This window comes from Acinetobacter sp. SK-43, from assembly GCF_015351505.1.
GTDB classification, from domain to species: domain Bacteria; phylum Pseudomonadota; class Gammaproteobacteria; order Pseudomonadales; family Moraxellaceae; genus Acinetobacter; species Acinetobacter junii.
Genome location: NZ_JADKPY010000081.1, coordinates 1 through 12,569, shown reverse-complemented (window position 1 = coordinate 12,569; position 12,569 = coordinate 1). Strand labels below are relative to the sequence as shown.

Here is a 12,569-nt window from a genome sequence, read left to right as displayed (position 1 = left end):
AAACTTAGCTTGTACCAATCAAATAAGGAAGCTTAGGTCGTGTATCAAATATCCAGCATTTCACGGTTTTCTTCGTGATATTGCTATGCACTGGATGGTTGTGCTGCATGTAGACAGGGAAAGGGCTACGACTATGCATCAGTATTGATGACAGTTGATTTCGAGGTGGTAGCCCTTCCATAGATTGATAAATTTGCATGAGATTTAGAGCCATAATATTTTGATTACGGCTATGGTTGAGTTTATCCATACCATAGTTTTGTACTGATACCCAAAAGTCTTCAAGCATTTTGTTTTGTATCAAATTCTTGGATTCTATGGTTAAGCAATTTATCGGTAGGATTTCGCGGCAAAGGTTAGTTTTATTGTGCCAAATGACTTCTGCATTTTTCATATAGCCATTTTGGTCATAAAAGATCTGACTAACCGTATAAAGTGGCCCACCGGACTTTAGTTGAACTACGGCACCCTCATGGATCTGCTGACGAGTTTCTTCATCGTTATATAAAATCGCCAGCATTTGGTTAAAGGTGTTGATATAGGCTTCTTTTATCTTGGCAGCAGCAGCTCCAGTAAAGCCCATGACCAAGAAAATAAAACCGTCTTTGGTCATTTCAAACATTGGTAATTTTCGACCAGTACTGTCTAAATATTCACTAAGCGTAAAATTGCGCTCAGTGAAATCAGGTGAGCAATCTAGGTTTTCAAGTTTGCGTAATACGTCCTTATGCTGCTTTCCAAAAATCTCTGCAACCTTAAGGCTATCTGTTTTGACCTGCTGATTTTGGATAAATACAACATTATCTAACTGGTTCAATGTCATCATGTTTAAGCCCCCCAGAATAGGGTTGAGAAACTTAATCCAGCGACACTGATAAAAATCGCGGTGTCAAAGATGTTCTTGAGTAGTTTTTTACGTTTGAGTTGACGCTGGCGTTGTTGGTATGCAGCTAAGTCATAGATAGGGGAATGTTCTTTTAGGTTTTTTTGAGCGTGTGAGTGTGTAGCAGTAAATGTTTTCATTTGCTGTTCCTTGTATCAAGTTTAGTTTTAACCTGACACCATCTTTTCCACGAGATGGTGACAGACTGAACAGGGGTGGAAATACCGTGATACAAGAAACGGCCAGCCATAGGGCTGCCCTGTCCAGCCTGCCAAAAAGCAGCAAAGCTGAATTTTAAGCAAAAAAATAGCCCATAGACGGACTTTTTGCGTCTTGTATCAAAAATATTTCAGGTTTCCACGCCTGGCTAAATGACTTATGTCTATCTAGCTTTTTTAGAGTATCTTAGATACTATTTGAGAGTCAAGACTTTATAAGAATAATGCAAATTTATGAAACCGTATCAAAGAGCAGCATTGGCATTAGCAGTTTTAAAAATAGAAAATAACAGCGCGAAATCAAGTATTTATGATTTTGGTGAGTCTAGATATTGTAATATCTCTGGCAGTGTTAATCCTCAAGAAATTAAACTTTATGATTATGATAGGGGGGCTTATTTTGAAGGACGATTTAATGGTTCAGAATACAGTTTGTATGACTACGAACACTCTGAATATATTTCCCTAAAAAGAAAATCTAATAGAAAATATGAAGGTTATCATTATGGTAGTTCTAGTTATTATGAAATAACTGTGAGTGGAAGCAGCATTAGTTTTTATGATTACGGCACTGGTGAATATTATAGTTTTTCTTAACTATTTATTTGTGTAGTTGTCTTCCCTTAAAGCCATCTTCAGCTTTTGATGACCATAGATTCCTTTGGATGAGAAGTTCCCTAGCATGATTGCGTTCTTCAGCTGTAGTTTGTTGTTTTTCTTCTTTCCATAATCCATATTTAACTTTTGAAAATGCTAAAACTACTAGATAGGAATTCCACGATTGATAATAACAAATTGCTCTTTTAATTTTGTCATGATGATCAGGATGGATCTGTAAGTCTTTGATGATCTCTCCTGTGATACCACTCCAAAGTGGGAAGATGTATTCCTGACGGTAATCAAATAGGTGGGGATACTTTACCATCAACATTTTTAGCACTGCCTTACTATTTTCTAAAGACTTCTTTGATGCCATAACTATTTAAAATTTAATGTACTTTTGTTGTAGAATAGAAAAAGTATCTTAGATACTAATTTTAATCAACATTAATTCAAAATTTGGTATATTTATAGTAGTTAAGTATTTTTTACTAGGGTTTATGATGAGTAAGTCAAAAAGTAAACAGAAATCAGTAAATTTCGATGATGAAGTCCGTATCGTAAAAGATGACGAAATGGTTGTTGAAAGAGTTGTTCCTGTTTCAGAAGCAGAAATACTAGGGATGTTCATAAGAAAAGATAACTCAGGTGTATTGTTAGAATTTGGTTACAGTAAAAATGATAGTACGAATACTGCAATCATTGATACTAGGAAAAAATTGCCAATTAAAATGGCAAGAGAACTTTACGAAAAATTAAAAAGACATTTTGAAAAAGAAAATGAAAGTTCATCAGAGGCATGAATATGTTTATTATAAAATCTCATTCAATTGAAGATTTATCTTCCGATGGAACTATGTATATAGTTAATAAAAAGGAGGAGGAATTTAATTGTGCTGAAGAAAATTCTGTTGATTATTTAGTTTCAAAAAAACAGATGCATAAACCATATTGGGGTGTTATTGAAAGTTGTATAATTAGTTCTAAGGCAAATTTTAATTTAGAAAACTTGTATCAAGTTATTTTTGATAAACATGAAGGGATATCTTGCTTAACAGATTATTGCAATCTTTATGAGGTTTTAGAGGAGTTGAAAGAATATGAATTCTCTAATAAAACTTTTATAAATTTTGTAAGACATTTTCCTATTCTTGATGATTATATTGAGTCTAAGAATTACCATATATCAGCAGAAACCAATTCAATTAGATTTCATATATGGAAGAATAATATTAATTTGGTAATTAACTTTAATAGTAATTACTTGATTGATTTTTTTTCGTATGATAATGATGAACGTGCCGTAAATGATAAGTTAATCTATAGTATGAAAGGAACATTTTCAAGTTCGAGTGATTTAAGAAAATCATATAAAATAGAACGATTGTTGTCGATATTAGGTGAGGCTAATGATAGTCAATATATCTGGGAATTCTCTGCATATAGTTCGTTTAAAAATAATGATGCTTCACAAATTGGAAATTTTAATAAAACCGAAATGTCACTAAAGAAGAAATTAAGTAATAGAGTAAAGTAATGTCTGGGTTCGATTTATTAGCTGATACACATGAGTTGATTGAAGATGAGGAGCCACTTAAATCCTTTGTCTCTAATTTAAATGGCGTTGAAAAGTTATGGAGAATTACTGATTTATCTAAACCAAATTATTTTAAACTTAGACCTATAGATCAAGGTAAAATTAGCTTAATGGATATGTTGAGTGATTTTACTGATAATAATAGTACAGTAAATGAGTTTGATTTGTTTTTTTACTTCATGGTTATTCATAAACTGAAAAGAAAGCATCCTAAACATCTTGAGCAATTGCTTAATTTGAATAGTGTATATCTAAAAATCAACTTATTAATTCAGACAATAAGATCAACACCTGATTTTTTTAAGAAAATATCTTACATTAAGTTAACGCCTGGTAATGAAGAAAAACCATATTGTCAGCATTGGGAGATGTTATATACTGATCCTAAATATGATGAAGATAAGGATCTTATAAACTTGCTTGAGAGGTGTTGTGAAAAAAGTCATAATTTCCCCTCAGTCACTGAGGAGTATATTGATTATATTTATAAACTTGAACCAAAAATGCAGCAACAAGTAGCCTAGAAAAATTTAAATTATAAAGCCCCTGTCTAGGGGCTTTTATTTTAGGCAAAGTAATATAGGAATAATGTAATAGAAATAATAATCCCAATCATAATTCCGATAAGGGTTGGGTATAACCACATGGATCCACCAGTTCAATTTTTGAGTTATGCTCATTGATTAATTTTTCTAGCTCTAATTTTTCATCTAAAGAAATTGGACCAGCAATCACGACTGTGAGCTGAGAAAGCTTCTTTAAACGAATAAAATGGAAGTCTAGAATTAACCATAAGACTATTAGGAATAATACAAAAAGAACGATGAGAAAAATTGGAAAATTTGTCATTTAAAAGTACCTTTTTGCAAGTTTTTCTTCAGTGTTTTTACATTCAACACAAAGTGTTATGGAACCGTAACGTTGACGTTCTACAGGGATGTCATTTCCGCATTCTTCACATTCAGTAAGTGAAGGGCTGCTGTAGTCATTTGGAATCACTTGAACTTGATCCAATTGATTTTGTTGTGCGATATCAAATTTCTTAGACACGTGATACCTGTGTATTTCTATTTTTATGTGGAGATGGTGGAAGATTTATTTCTGGATTCGGTGTGCCTGATGGTGAAAGTTCAAATTCGATCTGAAAGAAACCTTGTGCTGTAAAACCACATTCAACATTTGAACATTGCGCGTGGAATCTTCTTAGAAGTGGGTTTAATTCGACACTATTTCTTATTGGAAAACTTGAACCACAATGAGGGCATTTAGTACGGCTTGGTCTGGACATAGTGCACCTTTGTATTTTAGTTATAACGAATATACAACAAAATAACTATAAATCGTTATTTAATGTTGAATTAATCACTAAAAATAGTTATTTTAATAAAACCCATTTCGGTCCTTACTTCACCCCAAAGTAGGGATTTTTTTTATTTATTATTTTTATCAATTTTCTCTTGTTCACGTTTCATAGCTACAGTTGCTGCTTTTTTAGATTTATATATATGTACAAGTTTCAATGGTCTTGTTTGATCACCAGATGTTAGCTTGACGCTTTTCCCATTTTCACTGTAATAAACAATTACTCCAGTGAATTGAGCATAATTTTTTCCTATTCGTTTGGTTTTATTTTGTGTTTGAGCTCCATCCTGATTTTGTTCCTTTCCTTGGAAAAGTGTTGAAACGTCATCTGCATCAGGAAGCTGAACTTCTAGTTCGATAGAAGTGGTAAAACCACTTTCATTTAAAGTATGTGTGACGTTTGTTCCTAGCCAGACAATATCATCTATTTCTGATTTTATTCCGTTGAACTCGAATTCTTGTTCAGGAATGATTGTTGGATCTGCTTGGGCTAAAGAATATGATAGTTTTTGTGCCGATCGTTTACATCGGTTGTATTCTGCATTTGCTGCCAGTTCAGCAGTGGTCTTATCACGATGTACGTAGCGAATTTCTTTTAAATTATCCTCACTGTCTCCAACAAATACATGCAGCTTCTTTGATTTGTTTTCTGCGTAATAATAGGCTTTGACACCAGTAATATTGTCTGTGCCAGTACCATTGGTATAGTTGTGTTGATCGCCATCTAATCTTGTAATAATTTTTCGAGGAAGTGCTAGTCCTGAAACTGTTTGACTAGCACCACGTGGTAGTAAAATTAGATGACCATTTTTTACAGTGGCAATTGCATCATGTTCATCAGCAATACGAGTTATCAGGTTTGCGTCTGATTCATTTTGAGCAATATATTTGATGGTTTTATCTGCAAATTTTTCATGAACGATAACTTTTAAATTGTATTCATCACCTATTTTTTCAAAGATTTGCTGAATAGTTTTGTCACTCCAGCTACGTTCACGTTTTTGTTTTAATCCTTCAGATACATCATTGGCCATGGCAGAAATAGAAAGTACATCTGGTGTACCTCGATGAGAAGTGGACTCGACCTTGTATACACCTTTATCAAATAAACCTGTATTGGACCAACCTAACCAAACTTGGATTTTTGCACCTTTGGGTGGAATGTTGAGCAGACCATCTGCGTCACTGAGTTCGATATCCACTGTGTCAACGACGAGACCACGATTGTCTTTGATACTGAGAGACATTAAACGTGTGGCCATTTGTGGTGATATATCTACACCATCAACTTCAACACGAAATATCGGTGTAGGGTATTCAGTTAATTTGTCATATTCATTCATGGCATTATTTGCAATATTTAAAACTTGATTCAGCATTACAAGATCCTACTTAATGCACCAATACCCATACCGACTATGGATCCTAAAATACTAGGCTGCCAGTCGCGAACAATTGTCAGCTTGATTGTGAATTCTGTTTTCCGTGCTGCACCATCTTTGAAGAAAAAGGTTTTGCCTTCTTCTAGGTCGTTAATGATGACTAAGCCATAAATCTTGCCTGTGCCTTCAATGAGGGTATAGGCTTTGCCGGTGTCTCCCATTTGACGAACTATGTCTAGGGTATTTCTGCTGCCTGTAATTTCATGGTAAATCACACCCTGCAAGGTGATAGTGTCTTCACCTTTACCTACAAATTGATAAGCTGGAGAAGCACCAACACGGCTATTGGATGGATGTCGCCAGTTGGTGACACGTTTTAATTCTTGATATGAAGCAGTTCGTAAAGAAAACACGAACATGCCTAGAGCCATCATCATGTGTCATTACTCCGTGTCGGTTAAAAATTTACGTTTTGCATTCTGTTCTTCTTGTGCAACACGACGTAATTCGTGACGTAATGCTTCAGCTGAACCTTTTACAAATGAGCCTTCTTTGGCTTGAATGGTGATGTTGATGGTGTCATTACTGACAAATGATTTTACAGAGCCATTACCTATTGAAATAGGTTTAACAGGTTTGGTTTTAACAGCAGTATCTACCACTCCTTGAGTCGCTGTTGTTGTAGCTGCAATAGGTAGGTTATTGGCGTTTGCAATGCCGTTGGCCATACCTTGCATGGTATAGCCACCAATACCCATGAATACACGTGAAGGGGAATGGATACCTAGAATTCCTCTGGCCTTATCAATGACACCACTTACAGCACCTGTGATGGCATCTTTGACGGCATTTACTTTGGATAAAATACCGTTTTTCAGTCCTTCCAAAATCATGGCACCGAAGCCAGTGAACTTTGCTGGAAGATCAATGCCGAACCATGACAGCACTTTTGCAAAAGCTGAATAAAATAGTCCGATTGGACTCCAATTGATAATCAATGCTGAAATACCACGGATACCGCCATTGAACGCTGTTTTGATGGAGTTCCAAATACCGACAAAGAATGATGATATTGGTGCCCAGTTCTTGTAGATCAGTAAGGCAGCTGCAGCGATGGCAAGCACAATCCATGTAATTGGGTTGGTGAGTAAAGCCATGCTCATACCTTTAGCAGCTAATGCGACAACACCAAATGCGCGACCAACCAACATCATTGGACCAAAGACTGCAATTAAACCAATGGATAGGGCAGACAATCCACCGACAATCGCTATAGTACCTACAGCTATTTTGACTAATCCTGATGAAAGACCAGGATTGGCCTGTGACCATTTTTGAACTGAACCCATAACACCATTAAAACTACCCAGCATTGAATTAATGCCTGGTAATAAAACATTACCAATGGTGATGCCTAAGGCTGCCATCGCTTGTTGTGCTAATTTAATGTTATTGGCTGTTGTTGCTGCTCGAGCAGCATATTCAGCTTCCATAGATCCAGCATATTTCTTTGAATCTGAAACAGCATTCAAATTCTTTGTAAGAGTGTCTAGGCCTTGTGAATACTGCATAACAACTGGTAAGGCTTCTGATCCAAATAGTTCATTTGTAATAGATACTTGCTTTTCTTTTGGTAATTTCTTAATTGCTTGTAATACGACTGCAATCGTGCCTTCAGCATCTTTTTGCATGTTCTTTGCAACTTCACCTGATTTCAGGCCAAGTTCATCAAATGCTGCAATTTGTCCTTTGGTTGCTGACTCTCCTTTGGTTAATGCCAGGATAATATTTTTGATACCAGTAGCAGCCACATCAGGTTCAACAGCTGTTAGAGAAGCAGCCATAGCAGCAATGCTGCTGGATGCAAAACCACCGACCTCACCTAAAGCACCAATACGCTGTACGACTTCCATGATCTTGTCAGCCTTGTTTGGTGAGGTATTACCCAGATAGTTAATTTGGTCAGCCAATGCAATCACTTGAGGTTGTGTCAACTTAAATGCTGCTCGCATTTCAGCCATGCTTTGACCTGCTTGATCTGCAGTGATGTCAAATGCTACTCCCATTTTCACGGCTGATTCAGCAAAGCCAAGTAATTCATTTTTAGCAATACCAGACTGAGCACCTGCAGCAACAATGGTTGCAATATCTTTGGCAGCCATTGGCAAGCGAGTGGTCATTTCAATAATCTGATCTGACATTACTTTATACGCTGGTGTTATTTTGCCTGTCTCATCTTTTAGACCATCCACAACTTTGGCTACATCTGCCATGGCTGATTCAAAATCTATAGAAATTTTGACTGGTACTGCTAATGCAGCAGCACCAGCTCCAGCAATAATTAATCCTTTCTGAGCTAACTCATTCGCCTTTGTCATACGGGCCTGCATCTTTTCATAATTCTTTTGAGCAGTTTCGTGTTTACTTAGGGCTTCTTTTTGTTTATTCAGCTCCATGGTGGTTAAATGAATCTTATTTTTAAGATCTGATTCTTCATCATTCAACCGATCCATCTGAATGCCAGCTTTGTTGAACTCTTGTGCCATGTCAGTCAGTTCTTTACTTTGGCTTTTTTGCACTACCATCAGGCGTTTATGTGCAGCTTCAGCACGTGCCAAAGCTGCCACGGTTTCCTGTGCTTGAGGATTAATTTTTAAGGCTTCTTTTAATTCAGCAATGGTCTGTTTGTTTTTGGCCAATGACAGGGTTATTTTTTCTGACTGTGAAGTGAGTTGACGAAAGCCTGAAATTTTACGTTGCTGTGACTCTAAATCTTTCAATTCTGAATTGGTTTTCTTTAAGGCATCTGCCATAGATTTTGAGCCACCAATGATGGTTTTTATGGGTCCAGATACTTTGTCTGTAGCATTGAATAGGACTTCTAATTTTAGTTTTGACATTGGTGGACTCGTTTACACGTTGGTTTGGTGACGTTTCAGCGCAAGGTGATGCCATTTGCTTAATTCGATTATGTCCATGTCATCGTATGCGCTAGGTGGCCAATGAAAGATGCAGGCAATGTTTGCAATTGCTTCATCTACTTCATCAACCAGTTTTATTGTTGTTCCTCTTTGATTGCTTTCTGCAGATCCTTCGGGTACAAAAAAGTGACTAGGTGTCCTCCAAGCTGAGCGAAGTCAACTGGATCTAACTCAAGTACTTGCTGTGGAGTTAGAGCAGGGGTGGTGACTCGTGGAAGAACTTTAATCAAAGCATTGACATCATGTTGGTAGATCGCCTGTAAGCTGACACCGCTGAGTGCTTTCACGTTGGGTTTGCGAATGGTAATGTGAGTGATTTTCTGACCACCAGATGTGATAGGTTCTTCAAGTGGCACGACTTCTTCATTCGGATTCTTAATGAATTCTTGATTCTGTAATTGAACTTCAGTCAATGTTTGAATGTTGTCCTGGTCTTGAGTATTCATGATGCATTCCTAAAAATAACAAATTAAAAAAACCTTGCACAAAACGTTGTTCATGCAAGGGTAGGAAAACTTAAATGCCGAGCGCGTTACGTTGCTTCGCCAAACGATCAACACCATCAATCACTTCTTTGAAGCCAAGGATGTCGATTTCGATTTCAACTTTGCCGTTGACTGTCAACTTGTAATAAACACAGTTGGTCACGACCTTATGTTCAGTGTCTTCACCTGGTTCAGAATCACCGCCATCAATTTCTTCATGACGACCACGGACCACGACTTCGACTGCATCGACTTCACCTGTGTCATCACGCTGATAAGCACCAGTAAAACGCATGTACACGCCATCGATCTTTTCCATACCATACTGGCGTAATGTGAGCAGGTCTAAACCACCGAATGTGGATTCAAGCACCAAGCCATCATCGGACATACCCATGTCCGTTTTGACTGTGCCATTCATACCGCCACCACGATAGTCTTCAGTTTTACGACCTAATTTGGGTAAAACCACGGTTTTGATTTCACCTAAATAACTTGAACCTTCATTGAAAAGATTCATGTTTTTGAGTTTGCTAGGTAATCCCATGCGTTAATTCCTTATGCTGTAATCGAAGCAGCGAAATCAGCCAAATAACGGTCTGTAATGCGCTGACGGAAACGAAGATCTTCAAGCGGTGGCACTGGTGTATAGTCGTAATCGATATTTGCTTGGCCAGCTTTTAAAAAGTCTTTTGGATTGGCTTCAGGATCGAACCAAGCATCGCCACCCATGAGATATCCAAGACGTGTCCATTCACGCTGTTTTGACTTGATACCTTCGATCATGTCTGTGAAAAGTGAGCCGTGCATTGGTTTATCGACTGCCCACATATGTGCTTCAGCAATCGTATCTGCCATGATTTGTGCAGTACGTGTGTAGTTCTCGAATGGGAATAAAGGATCGTCAGAACAAGTACGTGATCCCCAGAAACGGAAGCCATCTTGTTGAATGAGCGTGGTGATTTGATTGCTATTGAGATAACCAGCATCAGTCGCAGGGTCTTGCAGATCCCACGTTACATCGGCATCGATACCAGTGACACCCTGAACAGCTACGTTGGATAAGGTTTTATGCCAACCAATTTCATTGTCAATCTTTGCACGTAAGCCCATGGCACATGCCACCGCTGGAACGGTTTCGGTTTGTGCTGTATCGACATTAAACGCCACAAAGTTCGGCCAAATGATCATGAGTTCACGTGAAGCGAATGCGTCACGATAAGCCACGACTTCTTCTTTAGTTTGGCATCCCCATGCATAGGCATAAGCAAAGGCACGAAGTTTCGGTGCAATGACAGCAAGTTCTGTAGCTACCGCTTGAGTATCAAGACCAGGTGCGCCAATGATACGTGGCTGAACACCCAACTTGGTTTTGGCTGTGAGTAATGCTTTTAAGCCAGTGTATTTGCCTTGTGCAGTCACTGTACCCACGACATTTGCCGTTTGTGCAGCTTCTTCTGCAGCAGCTGCCACACGAACCACCACACAAAGTGAATTGGTTTGATTGGCCATCGCTTGAAGTGCAGTTTTTAATGTGCCTGATGTGCCAGCTTTGGCCACAGCAGCTTGAATGTTGGTGAGTAGTACTGGTGTATCCAATGGGAATACAAGTGGATCTGCATCTTCTGCAGTCGCAACTAAGCCCTGAACAGCAGTTGCAATGGTTCGAATTGGTCGGGTGCCTTCATTAATTTCTAAGACACGCAGACCGTGGTGATAATCTTCCATAAAAAAAGCCTGTTATTGGAGGTTTTAATTCAATAGACAGGCTTGCATTAGTTTAAGGCAGTGTTAAGTTTCGGAAATTGTGAAACTAGGTTTATACAATTACAAACTATTTGGCGTTAATTAAAGACATGACATCGGGATTTTGTGCTAAAAACTCAGCCAATTTTTCTTCAGGCGATACTACCTGCTGAACTTCAGGCTTTTGGATCAGTTCCCACTTAAAGCCATTCCAACGTGGCCATTGATCTTCAGGCCATTCAGTTGGCGGTGCAGTTTCGACACAGCCAGCAGGCAGAGGGAAAACACCAGGTTCAAGGGGTGATTCATCTGCCACTGTTTCACCGACAAATAGCCCTGAATAATTGGTTTGATACACTGTAATTTGATTCATAGTCTATTCCTTAGTAGCGAATGCAGGCAAGCCAAGCGATGTTCCGTGGACGGTTTTCATTGCCGACAGTTCCATTTGGGTTTGGATTATCACCACTATATTCAGTGCCATCACTGGTGTAATAAAAATAGTTGTCCCAATCCAGACCACCATTTGAACCTAATTTTCCAGCAGTTACTGAACGACCAAATGGCCAAGGTGTGTTTACATAGTTTTCACCCATAGAATGATGTTTATGTTTTAGCACTTGTTGCGATTGTCTACTGCCGACGACACGCCCTGCATCGATACCACGACCATCATCTGCATAACGTGGAAATTCACCACGTGCATCTGGCACGTTAAATGTGTTTACACCATCACCAGCACCGAAATAAGTACCAATCGCAGCAAACAGATCTGCGTATGCGGTACGTGAATAGGCAGCACCATTACATTTCAACAGGCGATATCCGACAGGAATATTTGGTGTTGCCAATTCAATTACTGTGCCTGGTGGACAATCATTAAATTTGGCTTCATCTGCACTCATGACACCTAAGTTTTGACGTGCCAAAGGCTTATTTAAAACATCTGAAAGATTATTTTTTTGTGCCAATGGGTAGGGTGCAGCACCCAAAGGTTCATTTTGAACAATCAGAATTTTTGCACCAGGATAAGCTTTGCCTAAAGTGATGCGTGTGGCTGATGTTGCCTGCCATCCATCTACACCGGTCTTTTGAGTAATTCGATCACCATTGATATAAACCGCTGCACCATGTGTGGTGGTTTGACTTAGATCTACAATGAGTTGGTCGGCAACCAGTGATTGTTCTTCTTCAATGGTATTGACGAACACTTCAGCAGATCCAGCATCTCCCCATTCTGTATCACCATCTGCATTGGTTTTTTTCTTGAGTACTTGTCCAATGGTACCGCCTGGAAACATATTTGCAGGGGTCA

19 protein-coding genes are annotated in these 12,569 nt (G+C 38.3%); 4 read left to right on the top strand and 15 right to left on the bottom strand.

Annotated features, from left to right (window positions below; translation table 11 throughout):
* Positions 1-4: 4 nt before the first annotated feature.
* Both IRT38_RS15815 and IRT38_RS15810 read right to left on the bottom strand, forming a co-directional pair.
* Positions 5-826 (bottom strand): Rha family transcriptional regulator, encoded by an 822-nt coding sequence (locus tag IRT38_RS15815; protein WP_194598221.1) that lies wholly within the window; start codon positions 824-826, stop codon positions 5-7.
* Positions 827-828: 2 nt separating this feature from the next.
* Positions 829-1,023 carry a hypothetical protein gene (locus IRT38_RS15810; RefSeq protein ID WP_194598220.1) on the bottom strand — a complete coding sequence of 65 codons (195 nt, stop codon included), beginning with the start codon at positions 1,021-1,023 and terminating at the stop codon, positions 829-831.
* A 312-nt stretch (positions 1,024-1,335) separates the two neighbouring features.
* Here IRT38_RS15810 and IRT38_RS15805 point away from each other — a divergent pair, with 312 nt between their 5' ends.
* The gene (locus IRT38_RS15805; protein WP_194598219.1) at positions 1,336-1,698 is read left to right on the top strand and encodes a hypothetical protein; all 363 of its coding nucleotides are present in this window, start codon (positions 1,336-1,338) and stop codon (positions 1,696-1,698) included.
* 4 nt (positions 1,699-1,702) lie between these two features.
* On the opposite strand, the gene IRT38_RS15800 is transcribed toward IRT38_RS15805, so the two are convergent.
* Entirely contained in the window at positions 1,703-2,077 is a 375-nt protein-coding gene (locus IRT38_RS15800; RefSeq protein WP_194598218.1) for a ProQ/FINO family protein, read from the bottom strand.
* A gap of 127 nt (positions 2,078-2,204) precedes the next feature.
* On the opposite strand from IRT38_RS15800, the gene IRT38_RS15795 reads away from it, so the two are divergent.
* From IRT38_RS15795 to IRT38_RS15785, 3 genes are read left to right on the top strand one after another with little or no spacing between them, the layout of a single operon-like run.
* Positions 2,205-2,504 carry a hypothetical protein gene (locus IRT38_RS15795; RefSeq protein WP_194598217.1) on the top strand — a complete coding sequence of 100 codons (300 nt, stop codon included), beginning with the start codon at positions 2,205-2,207 and terminating at the stop codon, positions 2,502-2,504.
* Between the two features lie 2 nt (positions 2,505-2,506).
* Positions 2,507-3,238: a hypothetical protein gene (locus tag IRT38_RS15790; protein ID WP_194598216.1), complete on the top strand. Its 732-nt coding sequence runs from the start codon at positions 2,507-2,509 to the stop codon at positions 3,236-3,238.
* Positions 3,238-3,822 carry a hypothetical protein gene (locus tag IRT38_RS15785; protein ID WP_194598215.1) on the top strand — a complete coding sequence of 195 codons (585 nt, stop codon included), beginning with the start codon at positions 3,238-3,240 and terminating at the stop codon, positions 3,820-3,822. Before IRT38_RS15790 ends, IRT38_RS15785 begins: the two co-directional genes overlap by 1 nt.
* 88 nt (positions 3,823-3,910) lie before the next feature.
* Here the strand turns inward: IRT38_RS15785 and IRT38_RS15780 are convergent, their stop codons facing one another.
* The 12 genes from IRT38_RS15780 to IRT38_RS15725 form a co-directional block, all read right to left on the bottom strand.
* A complete protein-coding gene (locus tag IRT38_RS15780; RefSeq protein WP_194598214.1) occupies positions 3,911-4,147 on the bottom strand; it encodes a hypothetical protein in 237 nt (78 codons plus the stop codon).
* Positions 4,148-4,348, bottom strand: coding sequence for a TraR/DksA C4-type zinc finger protein (locus IRT38_RS15775; protein ID WP_194598213.1), 201 nt, complete (start codon positions 4,346-4,348; stop codon positions 4,148-4,150). It lies immediately after the preceding gene.
* Positions 4,341-4,586 (bottom strand): ogr/Delta-like zinc finger family protein, encoded by a 246-nt coding sequence (locus IRT38_RS15770; protein ID WP_194598212.1) that lies wholly within the window; start codon positions 4,584-4,586, stop codon positions 4,341-4,343. Before IRT38_RS15770 ends, IRT38_RS15775 begins: the two co-directional genes overlap by 8 nt.
* Before the next feature lie 142 nt (positions 4,587-4,728).
* Positions 4,729-6,039, bottom strand: coding sequence for a contractile injection system protein, VgrG/Pvc8 family (locus IRT38_RS15765; RefSeq protein WP_194598211.1), 1,311 nt, complete (start codon positions 6,037-6,039; stop codon positions 4,729-4,731).
* Positions 6,039-6,479 carry a phage tail protein gene (locus IRT38_RS15760; protein ID WP_194598210.1) on the bottom strand — a complete coding sequence of 147 codons (441 nt, stop codon included), beginning with the start codon at positions 6,477-6,479 and terminating at the stop codon, positions 6,039-6,041. Before IRT38_RS15760 ends, IRT38_RS15765 begins: the two co-directional genes overlap by 1 nt.
* A gap of 6 nt (positions 6,480-6,485) precedes the next feature.
* Complete coding sequence (locus tag IRT38_RS15755; protein WP_194598209.1) at positions 6,486-8,942, bottom strand: phage tail tape measure protein; 2,457 nt, start codon at positions 8,940-8,942, stop codon at positions 6,486-6,488.
* A 12-nt stretch (positions 8,943-8,954) separates the two neighbouring features.
* Entirely contained in the window at positions 8,955-9,062 is a 108-nt protein-coding gene (locus IRT38_RS15750) for a GpE family phage tail protein (protein ID WP_228129391.1), read from the bottom strand.
* Between the two features lie 35 nt (positions 9,063-9,097).
* Positions 9,098-9,469 (bottom strand): phage tail assembly protein, encoded by a 372-nt coding sequence (locus IRT38_RS15745; protein WP_194598208.1) that lies wholly within the window; start codon positions 9,467-9,469, stop codon positions 9,098-9,100.
* A 70-nt stretch (positions 9,470-9,539) separates the two neighbouring features.
* Complete coding sequence (locus tag IRT38_RS15740) at positions 9,540-10,055, bottom strand: phage major tail tube protein (RefSeq protein WP_194598207.1); 516 nt, start codon at positions 10,053-10,055, stop codon at positions 9,540-9,542.
* Positions 10,056-10,066: 11 nt separating this feature from the next.
* A complete protein-coding gene (locus tag IRT38_RS15735) occupies positions 10,067-11,236 on the bottom strand; it encodes a phage tail sheath protein (RefSeq protein ID WP_194598206.1) in 1,170 nt (389 codons plus the stop codon).
* Positions 11,237-11,342: 106 nt separating this feature from the next.
* Positions 11,343-11,627: a phage tail protein gene (locus IRT38_RS15730; RefSeq protein WP_194598205.1), complete on the bottom strand. Its 285-nt coding sequence runs from the start codon at positions 11,625-11,627 to the stop codon at positions 11,343-11,345.
* A 10-nt stretch (positions 11,628-11,637) separates the two neighbouring features.
* On the bottom strand, positions 11,638-12,569 hold a 932-nt coding region (locus IRT38_RS15725), incomplete at its 5' end, for a tail fiber protein (protein ID WP_194598204.1).